Annotated in this window: 15 protein-coding genes; 6 read left to right on the top strand and 9 right to left on the bottom strand. The window is 52.4% G+C overall.

Annotation, left to right across the window (positions count from 1 at the left end):
- Positions 1-34: 34 nt before the first annotated feature.
- Positions 35-1,168: a carboxynorspermidine decarboxylase gene (gene nspC / locus FH871_RS06265; protein WP_138990976.1), complete on the bottom strand. Its 1,134-nt coding sequence runs from the start codon at positions 1,166-1,168 to the stop codon at positions 35-37.
- 127 nt (positions 1,169-1,295) lie between these two features.
- The gene (locus tag FH871_RS06270; protein WP_138990485.1) at positions 1,296-2,117 is read right to left on the bottom strand and encodes an energy transducer TonB; all 822 of its coding nucleotides are present in this window, start codon (positions 2,115-2,117) and stop codon (positions 1,296-1,298) included.
- A gap of 173 nt (positions 2,118-2,290) precedes the next feature.
- On the opposite strand from FH871_RS06270, the gene FH871_RS06275 reads away from it, so the two are divergent.
- Positions 2,291-3,613 (top strand): glucoamylase family protein, encoded by a 1,323-nt coding sequence (locus FH871_RS06275; protein WP_229317096.1) that lies wholly within the window; start codon positions 2,291-2,293, stop codon positions 3,611-3,613.
- A 91-nt stretch (positions 3,614-3,704) separates the two neighbouring features.
- On the opposite strand, the gene FH871_RS06280 is transcribed toward FH871_RS06275, so the two are convergent.
- On the bottom strand, positions 3,705-4,913 hold the full coding sequence (locus FH871_RS06280) for a saccharopine dehydrogenase family protein (RefSeq protein ID WP_138990487.1): 1,209 nt from the start codon (positions 4,911-4,913) through the stop codon (positions 3,705-3,707).
- A 264-nt stretch (positions 4,914-5,177) separates the two neighbouring features.
- Here FH871_RS06280 and FH871_RS06285 point away from each other — a divergent pair, with 264 nt between their 5' ends.
- Both FH871_RS06285 and FH871_RS06290 read left to right on the top strand, forming a co-directional pair.
- Positions 5,178-5,609 carry a hypothetical protein gene (locus FH871_RS06285; protein WP_138990488.1) on the top strand — a complete coding sequence of 144 codons (432 nt, stop codon included), beginning with the start codon at positions 5,178-5,180 and terminating at the stop codon, positions 5,607-5,609.
- A 224-nt stretch (positions 5,610-5,833) separates the two neighbouring features.
- Positions 5,834-6,406, top strand: coding sequence for a TetR/AcrR family transcriptional regulator (locus FH871_RS06290; RefSeq protein ID WP_171062772.1), 573 nt, complete (start codon positions 5,834-5,836; stop codon positions 6,404-6,406).
- Between the two features lie 72 nt (positions 6,407-6,478).
- Here the strand turns inward: FH871_RS06290 and FH871_RS06295 are convergent, their stop codons facing one another.
- Positions 6,479-7,780, bottom strand: a complete 1,302-nt coding sequence (locus FH871_RS06295; protein ID WP_138990490.1) for an aminopeptidase P N-terminal domain-containing protein — start codon at positions 7,778-7,780, stop codon at positions 6,479-6,481.
- Between the two features lie 84 nt (positions 7,781-7,864).
- Between FH871_RS06295 and FH871_RS06300 the strand changes: the two genes are divergently transcribed.
- Positions 7,865-9,403, top strand: coding sequence for a S8 family serine peptidase (locus FH871_RS06300; protein ID WP_138990491.1), 1,539 nt, complete (start codon positions 7,865-7,867; stop codon positions 9,401-9,403).
- Positions 9,404-9,439: 36 nt separating this feature from the next.
- On the opposite strand, the gene rfaD is transcribed toward FH871_RS06300, so the two are convergent.
- On the bottom strand, positions 9,440-10,405 hold the full coding sequence (gene rfaD, locus FH871_RS06305) for an ADP-glyceromanno-heptose 6-epimerase (protein WP_138990492.1): 966 nt from the start codon (positions 10,403-10,405) through the stop codon (positions 9,440-9,442).
- Between the two features lie 309 nt (positions 10,406-10,714).
- On the opposite strand from rfaD, the gene FH871_RS06310 reads away from it, so the two are divergent.
- A complete protein-coding gene (locus FH871_RS06310) occupies positions 10,715-11,131 on the top strand; it encodes a 6-carboxytetrahydropterin synthase (RefSeq protein ID WP_138990493.1) in 417 nt (138 codons plus the stop codon).
- Positions 11,132-11,134: 3 nt separating this feature from the next.
- Positions 11,135-12,247: a lipid-A-disaccharide synthase gene (gene lpxB, locus FH871_RS06315; protein WP_138990494.1), complete on the top strand. Its 1,113-nt coding sequence runs from the start codon at positions 11,135-11,137 to the stop codon at positions 12,245-12,247.
- Here lpxB and FH871_RS06320 read toward each other — a convergent pair.
- Genes FH871_RS06320 through FH871_RS06335 form a run of 4 tightly spaced genes read right to left on the bottom strand, consistent with a single transcriptional unit; the run spans position 12,236 to position 15,576 of the window.
- Positions 12,236-12,802 (bottom strand): 1-acyl-sn-glycerol-3-phosphate acyltransferase, encoded by a 567-nt coding sequence (locus FH871_RS06320; RefSeq protein WP_138990495.1) that lies wholly within the window; start codon positions 12,800-12,802, stop codon positions 12,236-12,238. The two genes, lpxB and FH871_RS06320, sit on opposite strands and share 12 nt — an antisense overlap.
- Positions 12,803-12,837: 35 nt before the next feature.
- Positions 12,838-13,983 (bottom strand): site-2 protease family protein, encoded by a 1,146-nt coding sequence (locus FH871_RS06325; RefSeq protein WP_138990496.1) that lies wholly within the window; start codon positions 13,981-13,983, stop codon positions 12,838-12,840.
- Positions 13,946-14,611 carry an HAD family phosphatase gene (locus FH871_RS06330; RefSeq protein WP_138990497.1) on the bottom strand — a complete coding sequence of 222 codons (666 nt, stop codon included), beginning with the start codon at positions 14,609-14,611 and terminating at the stop codon, positions 13,946-13,948. The genes FH871_RS06325 and FH871_RS06330 overlap by 38 nt, the downstream gene beginning before the upstream one ends.
- An 11-nt stretch (positions 14,612-14,622) precedes the next feature.
- Positions 14,623-15,576 carry an acetyl-CoA carboxylase carboxyltransferase subunit alpha gene (locus FH871_RS06335; protein ID WP_114404686.1) on the bottom strand — a complete coding sequence of 318 codons (954 nt, stop codon included), beginning with the start codon at positions 15,574-15,576 and terminating at the stop codon, positions 14,623-14,625.
- Positions 15,577-15,599: the final 23 nt, after the last annotated feature.

A 15,599-nucleotide genomic window follows, 5' to 3' on the forward strand; every position in this document is an offset into this window, starting at 1 on the left:
GTACAATCAGGTATTATTTTTCTGATTCCTACCCTCAACTCAGCCGATCCTTAAAACTCTCATACCCGTAGGTTTTCACCAGCCGGAAGGTTCCATCTTCCTGCCAGATGCCGATGGAGGGCAGATTTACCCCGTTGAACGTGCTCGTTTTCACCATGGTGTAGTGAATCATGTCATCGAAAATGACTTTGTCGCCAATCTGGAGCGGTTCATCGAAACTGTAATCGCCCATGAAGTCACCCGCCAGACAGGTCATTCCGCCCAGGCGGTAGGTCGGTTTACCCGAAACCGGTTCGTGGTACGAATTCAGAATCCGGGGTTTATACGGCATTTCGAGCGTGTCGGGCATGTGGGCAGCAAAGGAGGTATCAAGAATGGCTACCTGAATTCCCTGGCTGTCAACCACATCCAGAACCGACGACACCAGCACCCCGGTCTGCCAGCCAATGGCCGAACCCGGTTCCAGAATGACTTCGACCTGGTATTTTTCCCGGAACGCTTTCAGCAACCCGATCAGGTGTTCGGTGTTGTAGCCTTCGCGCGTCATGAGGTGTCCTCCGCCCATGTTGACCCACCGCGCCTGGTGAAGCAGATCACTAAAACGGTTTTCCAATGCTTCGAGGGTGCGTTCGAGCGTGTAGGAGTCGTTTTCGCAGAGCGTATGAAAATGAATGCCTTCCATCCCGTCCGGCAGCCGGTCACCGATCAGATTCCGCGTCACGCCCAGCCGCGAGCCCGGCACACAGGGATTGTACATATCCGTGGCGACCTCCGAATACTGCGGATTGACGCGAATGCCGCAGGAAACACCCGACCCGATCGCCCGGTTTTTAAACCGCTCCCACTGGCTCAGCGAATTGAATGTGAGGTGACTGCTCCGTTCGAGAACTTCGTCAAATTCATCGTCGCGGATGGCCGGAATATAGGTATGCGCCTGAACGCCCAGGTATTCGTTGACCAGCTTGATTTCGTTGAGTGAACTGGCCGTGGCACCCGACAGGTATTGCTTCACCAGCGGGAAAGCACTGTACATCGAGAAGCCTTTGAGGGCCATAATAATCTGAACCCCAGCCTGTTGCTGTACACTATCGATAAGTTCTAAATTGGTGCGGAGTTTGGTCTCTTCCAGTACAAAACAGGGCGAGGGAATTTGGGAGTAGTCGATCATCAGGGATGGAGACGCCACATAAAGGCGGTTTTTAATCACAAAAATAGCGAAAACGGCGGTTTTGTTCAGCATAAAAAATGCCCGCCGGTTGGCAACCGGTGGGCATGCAGTCAAAAGTGTGAACCGATTATTCCAGGGCAAACACTACCGGCAAGGTAAACCGGACCCGCACCGGCCGACCCGATTGCTTGCCGGGTTGCCAGGGCGGCATCTTCTTCGCCACCCGCAGCGCTTCCTCGTCACAACCAAAGCCGATGCCTTTTACGACGGAAACATCGACAATACTCCCATCCGTGTTCACCACAAATTGAAGATACACTTTTCCGGAAATGCCCGCCCGCGAAGCAGCCGGAGGATAGCGCAGGTTTTTTTCCAGGAATTCAGCCATTTTTCGCATCCCGCCCGGAAACTGGGGATCCTGTTCCACCTTCAAAAATACTTCATCCGGTTTGCGTTCCACTTCAATCGATTTTTCCACCGGTGCCGGACCTGCCGTTTCCGTGGGGGCTTCGATCACATCCAGCGCGTTGGGGTCGCCCTCCTGGGTTTTATCACTCGACACCTTGTCTTCCAGGTCCTCTACCGTCGGCACCGTTACATCATCGGGGGCTTCGGTTACCACTTCCGGGGGCAGATTTCGTACCGTAGGCAGTTGAACGGGAATCTCCACTTTCGGCGGAATGACAATCGGCGGTTCTTCCTGCGGTAATGTTCTGATGTCTTCCAGCGTCACTTCCTTCATAAACTGATCCGGGGTCTCGGCGGGTTTCAGCCGGTTATAGAGCGTCGGTGTGGCCAAAGCGGCCCAAAACAAGGCGATTCCCAACCACAGCGCCCGGTTGGCACTGCGCTGATAGACCTGGCGCAAATCGTAGGCGCCATACAATTTGTTGCGGTTTTCAAACACGATGTCGTCGAGCGATGCGACGTTTAGCTGTTCGGGTGTCATAGCCAAAGCAATGTTAGTGACTGACACAAATATATATAAGAAAACTATATATACAAGTTAGGGGTAATCTTTTTTGTTTTCTTTCCCTTATCTTACCTTTCCATACCGCTGATTCCCGTGCCATGAAAGTCGAAGGATACCGATACCGGTGTAGTTTCCCTGTATATTCCATTGTGTGGTCCCTATTTCTGTTGTTGTGCTTATGTCCAACGCTTTCGCTGGCTCAGCCCCGGGGCGTGGCCACCTCGAAGCGGTTTCTGGATTCACTGCAACGGGAAACGTTTCAGTATTTCTGGGAATTGGGTAACAATCCGAACGGGCTGATTCCCGACCGGTATCCATCGCCCTCGTTTGCGAGCATTGCCGCCACCGGCTTTGGGCTTACGGCCTACCTGGTGGGTGTCGAGCGGGGGTATGTGAGTCGCCAGCAGGCGGCCGAACGAACGCTTCGAACCCTGCGCTTTTTTAATTACGCCCCCCAATCGGCCGATGAAAAAACCGCTACCGGCTACCACGGCTTTTTCTACCATTTTCTGGATCTGAAAACCGGGCTGCGTTTCAAACAGGTGGAGTTGTCGACCATCGACACGGCCTTGCTGCTGGCCGGGATGCTGAGCAGTCAGTCGTATTTTGATCAAAACACCCGGGTAGAGAAGGAAATCCGGATGCTGGTCGACCGGATCTATCGCCGGGTCGACTGGACCTGGATGCAGGCCCGAAAACCACTGGTGTCGATGGGTTGGTACCCCGAAAGCGGTTTTATCAAATCCGACTGGAAAGGCTACAATGAAGCGATGATCCTGTATGTGCTGGCCTTAGCCTCACCCACCTATCCGATTGGGCCCGAAGCCTGGACGGCCTGGACGGCGACCTACGAATGGAAAGAATTCAAGGACTACGCCCACGTCAACTTCGAACCGCTGTTCGGCCATCAGTATTCGCACATCTGGATTGATTTCCGCAGTATTCAAGACGCTTACATGCGTCAGCGGGGAATTAACAGTCGACGGGCCACACTCGCCAACCGCGCTTATTGCATCGAAAATCCCGGAGGATTTGCCGGTTATGAAACCGACCTCTGGGGCCTGACCGCCAGCGACGGCCCGAAAGATACGCTGATCAACGGGCGATCGTTTTTCTCCTACCGCGCCCGGGGTGCAGCCGCAACACAGATCGTCGATGACGGGACGATTGCGCCCACGGCGGCCGGTGGGTCGATGCCGTTTACGCCGGAAGAAAGCATCCGGGCACTCCAGTTGATGAAATACCGCTATGGAAAAAAGATCTACGGTCCCTACGGTTTCAAGGACGCCTACAACCTTTCTTACCCCGGCCAGTGGTTCGACAAAGACTACCTCGGCATCGACAGTGGCCCGATTCTGCTGATGACCGAAAATTACCGCACCAACCAGATCTGGAACCTGATGATGCGTAACGCCATCGTCCGGCGGGGATTGTTACGGGCCGGTTTTCGGGGGGGATGGCTGAGGAATTAAGAGTTAGGAGTTAGGAGTGAAGAGTTGGCTGACGCACGAGCGGTTTCATGCGTCAGCCAACTCTTCACTCATAACTCATAACTCTTAACTCCTAATTTTCAACGCTCAGCGGCTGATTGACCTGATCCTGCACCGGCAGGCCTTGCTTGTTCATTTGTTCGATGAAGGGATCGGGGTCGAGTTCTTCGCAGTTCCAGACGCCGGGTTGCATCCAGACGCCTTTCAGCATCAGCATGGCACCGATCATGGCCGGAACACCCGTAGTATAGCTCACCGCCTGCCCGCGAACCTCCTTGTAAGTCACGGCATGGTCGCAGTTGTTCCAGATGAAATACGTTTTTTCCTGGCCGTCTTTGATGCCTTTGATCTGGCAACCGATCGAAGTCTGCCCCGTGTAGTTTTCGCCCAGTGAGTCGGGCGCCGGCAACACGGCTTTCAGAAATTCCAGCGGAACAATATCGATTCCCTGAAACTGGATTGGTTTGATGCTGGTCATGCCTACGTTTTCCAGCACCTGGAGGTGGGTGATGTAAGCCTGCCCGAAGGTCATCCAGAACCGGGCGCGTTTCAGCGTCGGGAAGTTTTTAACGAGTGATTCAAGTTCTTCGTGGTAGAGCACGTACGACTCTTTCGGGCCGATTTCGGGGTAAACGATCGGCTTATGAATCGACATGGCTTCAATTTCGATCCATTCGCCATTTTCCCAATACCGGCCGGGCTGCGTAATCTCCCGGATGTTGATTTCGGGATTGAAGTTGGTAGCAAACGCCTTGCCGTGATTCCCGGCATTACAATCGACAATATCCAGGTAGTGCATCTCGTCGAAGTGGTGTTTGGCTGCGTAGGCCGTGAACACCTGCGTGGCGCCCGGATCGAAGCCACAACCCAGCAGCGCCATAATACCGGCATCCTTAAACCGCTCCTGATAGGCCCACTGCCAGCTGTATTCGAACTTGGCGACATCTTTCGGCTCATAGTTGGCGGTGTCCATGTAGTGCGTCCGGGTTTCCAGACAGGCATCCATGATCGGCAGATCCTGGTAGGGCAGCGCGACATTGATTACTAAATACGGCTGAAACTGCTTGATCAGCTTGACCATTTCGGCCACAACATCAGCATCGACCTTCGCCGTTTTGATTTCCACGCCGTGCATTTCCCGAATTTCGGCGGCAATTTTATCGCACTTGGAAAGTGTCCGGCTGGCCAGCATAATGTCTGTGAAGACGTCCGCATTCAACGCACATTTGTGCGCAACGACACTCCCGACTCCGCCGGCACCAATAATCAGCACTTTAGCCATTTGATTTCGTATAACTGTTTAAGATTTGTTACGTTCTGCTGATTTTCATCAGTCCGATACTACCGGCAGGAACCAACAAACAGGGTTGAACAAATTCGCGCAAAGATAGCCAGCCGGGCCGCGTTGTTGACAGAATTTCCGGAAAAAGATTGAACGGGGTCATTAAAAAAGATTCCGGTTTTTGATTTGGACACCTCCGGCCGGCATAGTATATTTGGTAGATAGGCAAAAGTCTATTTTTGCAACAAAACCCTCCCCAACGCTATGAAACTGAAGAGTTCTACCGGTTCATTTGAACTATCGATCAAAGGCTACGGTGTGAAAGCAACCAACTGGCGGGAACGCAACAGCCTGCTGTGCGAACTGTCGACCGAATGGCAAAAAGAATCCTATACCCAATCGGCACCGCTACAAACCTACGAAATCAAGCGGCTGATCAATGGTCTTAAACTGCTCTGGAGCCGCGCCATCAATCACGTTACGGTTTCGTTTTCGGAACCGGGCCTGAACGTCGAAGCCTCTTCCCTGCCCAATGAACAGTATCGGCTGCAAATTCAGTTGGACGGCACCCTCACGCCATCCTGGCATCCTTACCCCGATTTCCCCCTCCTGATGGATGTTACCTTAACCCGGTTTCAACTGCGCGAAGCCATCCGGGATTTAGTCAATCAACTGGCCCTTTTTCCGGAGCGTTAAGTCAAATTATACAAATTTGATCGGGTTACCGTTTTCTAGCTTTTCCCAATATTTTGTCTGACAATTCTCAAAAACAAAAACCGTTTAGTCGAAAACACCTACCTTTGCTTCCGATACGAAATCAAGTTTAGCTTTAAAACCAAACCGAAATGGGGCCTGTTAGCCCCCGGACGTTTAAGCCTAGTGGAATGATAGAAGTTCGGAAAAGGAGTCGCACACAGACTATGGCGCGCATACTTCAGGCTGTAGGGGAAGTGATTTCTGAACGGGGCGTCAACCGGGTTGGAATCAATGCGGTAGCCGAAAGAGCGGGAGTCAATAAAGTGCTTATTTACCGGTATTTTGGAGGCTGGGAAGGTTTGATGGAACGGTTTCTGCACGAAGGCCATTTCCTGACCGACTACAACCAGCAGTTTCTGGCAAAACACCTGGAAACCGATCCAACTGTCAAAAAACAAACCCGGGTCGACTACCTGGTTGGACTGCTGCGCGAGTTGAAAGGACGGATGCCGGCCCAGGAAATGCTCAAATGGGAAATCAGCAATCCGGGTTCCTACCTGAGTCAGCAGTTGGCAATTGCCCGTAACGAATCTTTTCAGAAGGTTCTCGACCAGTTTTTTACCAACGACAAGGAAGACCAGAGCGCCGTGACCGCCATTCTGGTTTCGGGCATCACCATGCTCCTGCTCATTGCCCCCAATCAGAACCAGTTTATGACCCTTGATTTGCAATCGGATGAAGGCTGGAAGCGAATTGAACACGCCATTCACCGAATTTGCGATTCACTCACACCCTGACTTTCGCACCCTGACAGCGCCGGGCTGTCGTACAGTCGAAGACCCTGTCAGCGGTGCGAAAGTCAGGACGTGTCAAGGTTTTTGGTGCATCAAATCCTCAATTTCTTCGATTTCGATTGGAATCGAATCCATCAGGTCGATGTTCCCGGTTTCCGTTATCAGAAGATTGTTCTCCAGCCGGATGCCCAAACCTTCTTTGCGTATATAGATGCCCGGTTCGCAGGTAAATACCATTCCGGCTTCGAATTTGCGGTATTTGTTACCCACATCATGCACATCCAGGCCCAGGAAGTGGGAAGTTCCGTGCATGAAATACTGGCGGTACAGCGGATTGTCCGGGTCCTGTTTTGCCACCTCCTGCCGGTCCAGCAAACCCAGCCCGATCAATTGCGACTCCATGATGCGGCCGACTTCCTTGTGGTAATCGTCCCAGACATTGCCCGGCACCAGCAGTTTTTTCGCTTCCTTCATCACGTGCAGCACCGCCTGATAAACGGCTTTCTGCCGCTCCGTAAACCGCCCGTTCACCGGCAGGCTGCGCGTCAGGTCGGCGTTGTAATTTGCGTATTCAGCGGCCACATCCAGCAGGATGATCTCACCATCTTTACACGGGCGGTTGTTTTCGATGTAATGCAGCACGCAGGCACTGGCCCCGGATGCAATGATTGGCGTGTAGGCAAACCCCTGCGACCGTTGCCGGACAAATTCGTGGAGCAGTTCGGCTTCAATTTCGTATTCCCACACACCGGGTTTGATGAAAGGCAACAACCGCCGAAAACCGGCTTCCGTAATCCGGATTGCTTCGCTGAGCAAGGCCACTTCCTCCGGCTGTTTGATCGCCCGAAGAAAATGCATCAACGGCGCCAGACGTTCATACCGGTGAAGCGGGTATTTTTCCCGAAACTGGCGGATGCCCCGGGCTTCACGGCTTTCCACCTCCGACGAGTTCCGGGTGTGTTCGTTGGTGTTCAGATAAATGTGTTCAGCCTCAAAAACCATCTGGATAAACACACGGTCGAATTCATGCGTCCAGAAAACGGACTTCCGGGAAATGCCCGAGGTTTGCTCCGCTTCTTCCTTGGTCAGCTTGTGCCCTTCCCAGATTTCAATCAGTTCGCTGGTTTCGCGCAGAAACAGCACTTCGCGAAACTTCTCGTCCGGATGATCGGGAAACAACACCAGAATGGTTTCCTCCTGGTCGACGCCGGACAGGTAAAAGAGGTCGTTATTCTGCCGGAAACCCATCGTGCCGTCGGCATTGGTCGGCATGATGTCGTTGGCGTTTAAAACAACGACAGACTTGGGTTTCAATACTTCCGCCAGCCGTCGGCGGTTTCGGATAAACAATTCGTTGCTGATGGGTGTATACTTCATGCGGAGTAAGGTTTCAAATCGCCCAATTCGGTAATATCAATATCATTTTGTATATTAATGCCTAAAATTGATGCTTTCGTTTCAATGAAAAAAATTGTTGCGCTTCTTTTTGGGATCACGTTCTTCGGAGCCGGTATCACAAACGCCCAATCCAAATACTGGATCACCCTGAAGGACAAGCCTTCTGCCGGAAAACCGTCGCTTTCTCCCCTCACCCTTTCCAATCGCCAGTCGATGGGGCTCTCCGTCGACGAAACGGACCTGCCGCTCAACCCGGCCTACTTGCAGGCCCTCACCCACCAGGGCGTTCGGCCGCTCTTCCGCTCGCGCTGGCTCAACGCGGTTTCGGCCGAACTGACCGCCGGACAGGCGCAACAAGTGAAGGCCTTGTCGTTTGTGAAGGACCTTGTTCCCATCGATCAGCACATTGTCATCAACAGCCTCGAGCACGACATTACAAAAGTATTGATGGCACCGGTGATGTCGCAAATTCAGGCGGAGGTGTTCGGCCGCGCCGGGATGACGGCGAAGAATGTGACCATTGGTGTGATTGATGCGGGATATTTTGGCGCGGATTCCGCCAGTGCCTTGAAACACATTTTTCAGCGAAACGGGATCCGGGAAGTGCGCGACTATGTAAATACCAGTCGTCCGCGCAACGCGTTTTTCGGATCGCTCGAAACCCTCTCCGACTTCCACGGCACGGAAGTGATGGCGGCCATTTCGGGCCACGATCCCAACGAAAATATTCAGTACGGTTTAGCTACCGATGCCACCTTCTACCTCGCCCGCACCGACCACGGTGCCCGCGAGTTTCGGGGCGAAGAAGACAACTGGATTGCTGCGATGGAGTGGATGGACAGCCTGGGCGTGCGCATTATCAACACCTCGCTGGGCTATGCCAAAGGCTTTACGAACCCCAAGGAAAACTACCAGCCGAACCAGATGGACGGCCACACGAGCCTGATCAGCAAAGCCGCCCAACTGGCCGCCGACAAGAAAGGGATTCTGGTCATCGTATCCGCCGGTAATGAAGGTGACGACCGCTCCTGGCGCATCATTTCCACCCCGGCCGACGCGCAGGGCGTGCTGGCCGTGGGAGCCACCAACAACAAGGTCTGGAACCGCATTGGCTACAGCAGCATCGGCCCGGAATTCCTCCCCTATCTGAAACCGAACGTATCCTGTTTTTCGCTGTACGGCACCTCGCTTTCGGCTCCGGTCATCACCGGATTTGCGGCCTGTCTGATGCAGGCCAATCCGAAGCTGACCAACAAAGAACTGATTGCCATTATCGAAAAATCATCGCACCTCTATCCCTATGGCAACAATTACATCGGCTATGGAGTCCCGCAGGCTTCTCGCGCGCTGGCGATGGCCAAGGGGCAGACGTTGGCCGCTTCGGCAAAATCCATCAAAGTAACGGGCAAAACGTATTCGCTGCCGCTGCCCGACTATGCCGATGTGTCGGTGTCGGTTTTCCACAAAAAAGATGATACCCGCGTTCTGCAACAGGAATCGATGCGGGTTCAGAACGGCGCGATTCTCCTGCGCCGGAATCACGACGAAAAACGGACCACGGTGGATTTAAAGAAGGAAGTAGTCGAAATTATCTGGCAGTAGATGGGCAGTTTCCACGGTTTTCCAACCGTGGAAACCTTAGAGGTATTTTCCCGGCCCCAGGTAATTTTTCACGTAATCCTCAATACCGGCTTCCAGCGATCGAAACGGTTGGGAATACCCGATGGAGCGCAGTTTGCTCATCGTGGCCTGCGTATAATACTGGTACTTATCACGGATGTCTTCGGGTGTATCGATGAACTCAATCTGGGGCGTCACGCCCATGGCCTGAAAGGTATTGTTGGCTAAATCCAGGAAGGTTCGGGCTTTGCCGCTGCCGAGGTTGTAGATGCCGGAGTTCCGGCGGTGGTGCATCAAAAACATGCAGACCTCCACCACGTCCTTCACATAAATGAAATCGCGCATCTGTTCACCGTCTGCGAAATTCGGATGGTGCGACCGAAACAATTTCATCGAACCTTTTTGCTGAATCTGGCAAAAGGCGTGGTAGATGACGGAAGCCATGCGGCTTTTGTGGTATTCGTTCGGTCCGTAGACGTTGAAGAACTTCAAACCGGCCCAGAAAAACGGGTGTTTTTCCTGTTCCAAAACCCACATATCAAACTCGTTTTTGGAGTCGCCGTAGGGATTGAGCGGTTTTAGCTGCGGAATAAGAGATTCATTGTCATCGTAACCCAATTCACCCAGCCCGTAGGTAGCCGCCGAGGATGCATAGACCAGCGGAATCTGGTATTCGATGCATTTCTGCCAGATTTTCTTGGAATACTCGACATTGAGGTGTTCGAAAATACTGCGGTCGAACTCCGTCGTGTCGGTTCGGGCACCGATGTGGAATAAAAATTCAATCTCGTGGTAGTTATTGTCCAGCCAGTCGAAAAACTCTTCCCGGTCGACCCGTTCAAGAATGCGTTTTTCTTCCAGATTGGCCAGCTTGTCTTCCCGTGAAAAATCATCCACAGCAATGATAGCATTGAAATTTTCCTGATTCAGTCTTGAAATCAGGCAGCTTCCGATGAAGCCTGTAGCGCCCGTAACAATGATCATACTCCGTAGAAATTGAGCAACGATTGTTTTAGGTTAGATTAAAATTACGTGTTAACATCTTAAATAGGGTGTAAAGTTAGGATAATTCACTACACCAACCAATCCACGTTTTGATGAAAAAATAGAATTATTCCAATATTGATTTTCCTGAATGCCCGTGAAACCGCTCTGGTTTGTTCACCAATACGGAAGCGCAGTCGATCAAAATTTGGATTTTTATTAACGCTCCGAAGGCCGTAATTTTGCAATCAAATCAAGTGGTGGTAAAAACCTACCCGAAACGACGAATCGCCCCGGCGATGGTGAATAATGGTATATATTAGCAGAAAAGAGCATTTTAACGCAGCCCACCGCTTATTTAACCCGGCCTGGTCTGACGAGAAGAATAAAGAAGTATTTGGTCCGTGTGCCAATGTGAACGGACATGGTCACAACTTTGAGTTAATTGTAACCGTCAAAGGCGAACCCAATCCCGACACAGGCTTCGTGATCGACCTGAAAGTGCTGGGCGATCTGGTGAAAACCGAAGTGATCGATAAAGTCGATCACAAAAACCTTAACCTGGATGTCGATTTCATGCAGGGCAAAATGGCTAGTTGTGAGATCTTTATCGTTGAAATCTGGAAAATTCTGGATCGCGCCCTGGGTCAAATTTCCGAAGCCCGGCTTCACCGCATCCGCTTATACGAGACCCCGAAAAATTACGTGGATTATTATGGGGAATAACCGATGACGTACTACCTCATTGCCGGAGAGCGCTCCGGCGACCTCCACGGCGGCAATCTGATCAAAGCCATTCATCACCACGATCCGGATGCCCGCTTTCGGGCCTGGGGTGGTGAGCAAATGGAAGAAGCCGGGGCCACGCTCGTGCGGCACTATCGCTCGATGGCTTTCATGGGCTTTCTCGAAGTGGTTCAAAACCTGGGAACCATCCGAAAAAACCTGCGCGATTGCCAGCGGGACCTGCTTGAAACCCGCCCTGATGTTCTGATTCTGATCGACTACGCTGGCTTTAATCTGCGAATGGCCGGTTTTGCCAAAAAACACGGGATTCCGGTTTTCTATTACATCTCGCCCAAAGTGTGGGCCTGGAACCAGAAACGAGCCCTAAAAATCAAGGCGGTGGTCGACCGGCTTTTTGTCATTTTCCCGTTCGAAGTGCCATTTTACCAGCAATATGCCTACCCGGTCGATTACGTCGGCAATCCCCTGATGGACGCCATTGCCGCCTTCCGGCCCGACCCGGTTTTTCGGGAAAAGAACCAGTTGGGCGGTAAACCAATCATTGCCCTTCTGCCCGGTAGCCGCCACCAGGAAGTGTCGCTGCTGTTGCCCGCCATGCTGGAAACCGTCCGGCACTTCCCCAACCACCAGTTTGTGGTTTCCGGCGTTAGCAATCTGCCGAAATCCCTCTACGAAACCTTGCTGAAAAATACGCCGGATTTACCAGTGGTCACCGACGCAGCCTACGATCTGCTGGCCGTTGCAGAGGCCGCTTTGGTTACTTCAGGAACGGCCACGCTGGAAACCGCCCTGCTGAATGTGCCCGAAGTGGTTTGTTACAAAATGTCGTGGGTGACTTTTCAGGTTGCCAGTCGGCTCATTGCGGTGCCATTTATTTCGCTGGTCAACCTCATTCTGGGTCGGGAAGCCGTCAAGGAATTGAAGCAACATGAGGTGACCACGGAACGTCTGGTTGACGAACTGACGAAAATTCTCCCCGGCGGATCGGATCACGAGCGGCAACGGGCTGATTACGCGGAATTGCGGGAGAAAGTGGGCGGGCCGGGTGCGTCGGATCGCGCGGGGGAACTGATGGTGAGGTATTTACGAAATTAAGCCGGTCTGTTCGTACCGTTTCAGCCATTCTTTTTTCTTGCCCTGAATCTGACTGAAAAATTCATAAACCGGCCGCATGTCTTTCTGGTAGTCGCCAGTCATGTAAAGGGGTTCGCTCAGTACAACGGCTTTCCGGGGGTAGTCGATTCCGGTGAGAATGATGGGAACGTCAGCCTTCAGGGCAATGTAGTAAAAGCCGGTTTTGAGCCGCTCCACATCGCTGCGGGTGCCTTCGGGAGGAATGCAGATGTGCAGGTACTCGTTTTGAATGAAGACATCCACAATCGCATCCACCAGGTTGTTGGCCCGGCTCCGGTTGACGGGTTTGCCTCCCAGAAGCCGGAAAAACCAGCCGGCATACCACGTAAACAATTCTTTTTTAGCCAGATACTGAATCCAGACGCGCGTTGTCGCCCGCGCTCCCACGCCCACCGGAAAATCCCAGTTGGTGTTGTGTGGAGCCAGGACCCAAATTGCTTTGGGAAGATCCGGAACCACGCCGAGAAGTTTCCAACCGGCTACTTTATAGAGCCACCGGGCCAGTGCGCTAAACATATCCTCTGAAACCGTCCCTGTTGACGGCGGTAATTTTAAGAAAAAACAAACGGTTTGGGGCTAAAGCACAGGACGAAAATGAGCAAAGCGAGCCAGCCCAGCACCACCCGACCGGCCCCCAACGGCTGATCGTCCTCCGTATCGGGGTGGTAAACGCCCAGGAACCGCCCCAGAATCAGAATAAATAACAGAAAACCGGGATAGCCTTCGACCGCCGGAAAGAAGAACGAGATTAAAAACTGACCAGCCACCACACTCAGCGCCAGCGTCAGGGCTGTCATCCGGTTTTCGCTGATACTCTGAAAACTGACAAACAATCCGATAACATACAACACCAGATAACCCAGTTCGTTGGTAAAAACGCCGTCGTTGGCGACGATGAAATCGGAGGGTTTGATGAAGCCCAATCCGGCATAAAACGCAAAGCCCACCAGCAAAACCGGGGCAATCATCCGAAACGCCCGGCGGCCAATCAGGCTGTAAAGCACGTGACCACCGTCCAGTTGACCAATTGGAATCAGGTTGAGTGAGGTAAAAAACAGGGCAAAATAACCCGCCATCAGATACGGATAATGGATCATTTCGTAGGGATGGGGCAAACGGGCCGGGTCGGCAACGTAGGTTTTAAAAAACCAGAACAAGAGGTTATCCCCCAACTGAATCGCACTCTCGGGCGGCAGGTTTTTATAGACGTATTGACCGAAAGCCAATCCGTATTTCTGGTACTCGGGGTGAATCGAAAAGATGTGTTCCGGTGGCGGCAAATGCGTAAAACCGTACCAGAGAACGATGAGTGCCAGCACAAACCCCGCCAACGGCCCGGCAATGCCAATATCGAAGAATTTTTTGCGGCTGTTGATGAAATCCTGAATCCGGATAAAAGCCCCCAGCGTACCGAGCGTTTGCCCGAAACCGAACCACATCGGAATGTAGTAAGGCAAGGTGACCCGAACGTGGTGGTAGCGGGCCATAAAAAAATGCCCGAATTCGTGAACCGTCAGAATGGCCAGAAACGGAATTGAATAATGAAGACCGTCCCAGAATTCCGGCCAGCCAATACCGTGTTTCGGATCCAGAAAAGAACGGCCATACATCCATTCTGCACCAGCCGCAGTTGTTGAAATCAGGGTAAGAACAAAAAGGCTAGCTTGAATGAGGTATGTCCTCGTTGGTGGATTCATCGCGAAGATAATCAAGAATCGACAGGGGCGGTTGCACCTGCACAGCATGGATACCTAACTCAGCCGCCGAGCGAATGTTGTGCGGATTGTCATCTAAAAACAGGGTTTCTTCGGCCACCAGCCCGGAGGTAGTCAGCACATGCCGGTAAATTTCGGGCGACGGTTTGGCCATTTTCACCTCGTAGGAGTAGTAGACCCGCTCAAAAAGTTCTTCCAGCGACGGCTGCCCCAACTCCATGAAGATTTTGTTGACGCCCTGAATGTGAATGGCACTGGTGTTGCTCAACAGAAACAGCCGGTATTTTCCGTGCAGTTCCCGGATGCGATCGACCCGTTCAACGGGCAAATCGAGCAAAACCGTGTTCCAGGCGGTATCGATCACCTCGTCGGCCCAACTGTCATTTTTGAGCAGGTCGCGGACGTGCTGCCGAAAACCGGCATCGTCGATCAACCCGGTTTCGTAGTGCATCGTCAGCCCATGCTCCTTCCAGAGTGATTCCACAGCCTCTTCACTCATACCCGAAAGCGAAGCGAAATTCCGGATGGGTGCACGCAGATCGATGGGAATAATGACGTCGCCGAGGTCGAAAATGATATTTTTAATACCTGGTTTTAAAACACCTGCCATAGAATTTACCATTATTCGACCACAACCCCCATCGAGCAGAACTTCTCGATGCGCTGATCGATGCGTTCTTCGGGCGTAAACTGGTTGAGTTCCTCAATTTTCTCCAGAATGGTTTTTTTGATTCGTCGGGCCATTTCGGCGTGGTCGGTATGGGCTCCTCCTTCTGGCTCCTCGATGATGCCGTCCACGAGTTTGTTTTTTTCCATATCCCGCGCCGACAGTTTCATGGCTTCGGCCGCCTGCTCCTTATAATCCCAGCTACGCCAGAGAATGGTCGAGCAGTTTTCGGGCGAAATTACCGAATACCAGGTGTTTTCGAGCATCAGAACCCGGTCGCCAATGCCGATTCCCAGCGCACCGCCCGAGGCTCCTTCGCCAATCACGATGCAGATCACCGGTACCTGAAGCATGAACATTTCCTTGAGGTTGCGCGCAATGGCTTCGCCCTGCCCCCGTTCTTCAGCCTCCAGCCCCGGATAAGCACCCGGCGTGTCGATCATCGTCACGATGGGTTTATTGAATTTCTCGGCCAGTTTCATCAGCCGAAGGGCTTTTCGGTACCCTTCCGGGTTGGCCATGCCAAAGTTGCGCTGCTGGCGCTGCTTGGTGTTTCGCCCTTTCTGCTGACCGATCAGCATAACCGTCTGGCCATCCATTTCGACAAAACCGCCGACCATCGCGGGGTCATCCCGAACGGTTCGATCACCATGCAGTTCAACAAACTGATCGCCCATCAGGGAAATGTAATCGAGCGTGTAGGGCCGGTCGGGATGGCGGGAAAGTTGGACGCGCTGCCAGCGGGTAAGGTTCTCAAAAATTTCCTTGCGGAGTTTTTCAATACTGATTTCCAGCGACGCTACAGCACCAGTAACATCTACGTTACTGGTTTCGGCCAGTTTCTTCATTTCGACCAGTCGTACTTCTAAATCGGCTATAGGTTTTTCGAAGTCCAAATACGTCCTCATTCAAGAATAGGTTGTCTGCTGCC

The organism is Larkinella sp. C7 (assembly GCF_006149005.1).
Classification (GTDB): Bacteria; Bacteroidota; Bacteroidia; order Cytophagales; family Spirosomataceae; genus Larkinella.

Excerpts from the sequence above, each read along its gene's own strand:
- nspC (WP_138990976.1), bottom strand. The coding sequence starts at position 1,168 with ATGATCGACTACTCCCAAATTCCCTCGCCCTGTTTTGTACTGGAAGAG.
- FH871_RS06270 (WP_138990485.1), bottom strand. The coding sequence starts at position 2,117 with ATGACACCCGAACAGCTAAACGTCGCATCGCTCGACGACATCGTGTTT.
- FH871_RS06280 (WP_138990487.1), bottom strand. The coding sequence starts at position 4,913 with ATGGCTAAAGTGCTGATTATTGGTGCCGGCGGAGTCGGGAGTGTCGTT.
- FH871_RS06285 (WP_138990488.1), top strand. The coding sequence starts at position 5,178 with ATGAAACTGAAGAGTTCTACCGGTTCATTTGAACTATCGATCAAAGGC.
- FH871_RS06290 (WP_171062772.1), top strand. The coding sequence starts at position 5,834 with ATGGCGCGCATACTTCAGGCTGTAGGGGAAGTGATTTCTGAACGGGGC.
- FH871_RS06295 (WP_138990490.1), bottom strand. The coding sequence starts at position 7,780 with ATGAAGTATACACCCATCAGCAACGAATTGTTTATCCGAAACCGCCGA.
- FH871_RS06300 (WP_138990491.1), top strand. The coding sequence starts at position 7,865 with ATGAAAAAAATTGTTGCGCTTCTTTTTGGGATCACGTTCTTCGGAGCC.
- rfaD (WP_138990492.1), bottom strand. The coding sequence starts at position 10,405 with ATGATCATTGTTACGGGCGCTACAGGCTTCATCGGAAGCTGCCTGATT.
- FH871_RS06310 (WP_138990493.1), top strand. The coding sequence starts at position 10,715 with ATGGTATATATTAGCAGAAAAGAGCATTTTAACGCAGCCCACCGCTTA.
- lpxB (WP_138990494.1), top strand. The coding sequence starts at position 11,135 with ATGACGTACTACCTCATTGCCGGAGAGCGCTCCGGCGACCTCCACGGC.
- FH871_RS06320 (WP_138990495.1), bottom strand. The coding sequence starts at position 12,802 with ATGTTTAGCGCACTGGCCCGGTGGCTCTATAAAGTAGCCGGTTGGAAA.
- FH871_RS06325 (WP_138990496.1), bottom strand. The coding sequence starts at position 13,983 with ATGAATCCACCAACGAGGACATACCTCATTCAAGCTAGCCTTTTTGTT.
- FH871_RS06330 (WP_138990497.1), bottom strand. The coding sequence starts at position 14,611 with ATGGCAGGTGTTTTAAAACCAGGTATTAAAAATATCATTTTCGACCTC.
- FH871_RS06335 (WP_114404686.1), bottom strand. The coding sequence starts at position 15,576 with ATGAGGACGTATTTGGACTTCGAAAAACCTATAGCCGATTTAGAAGTA.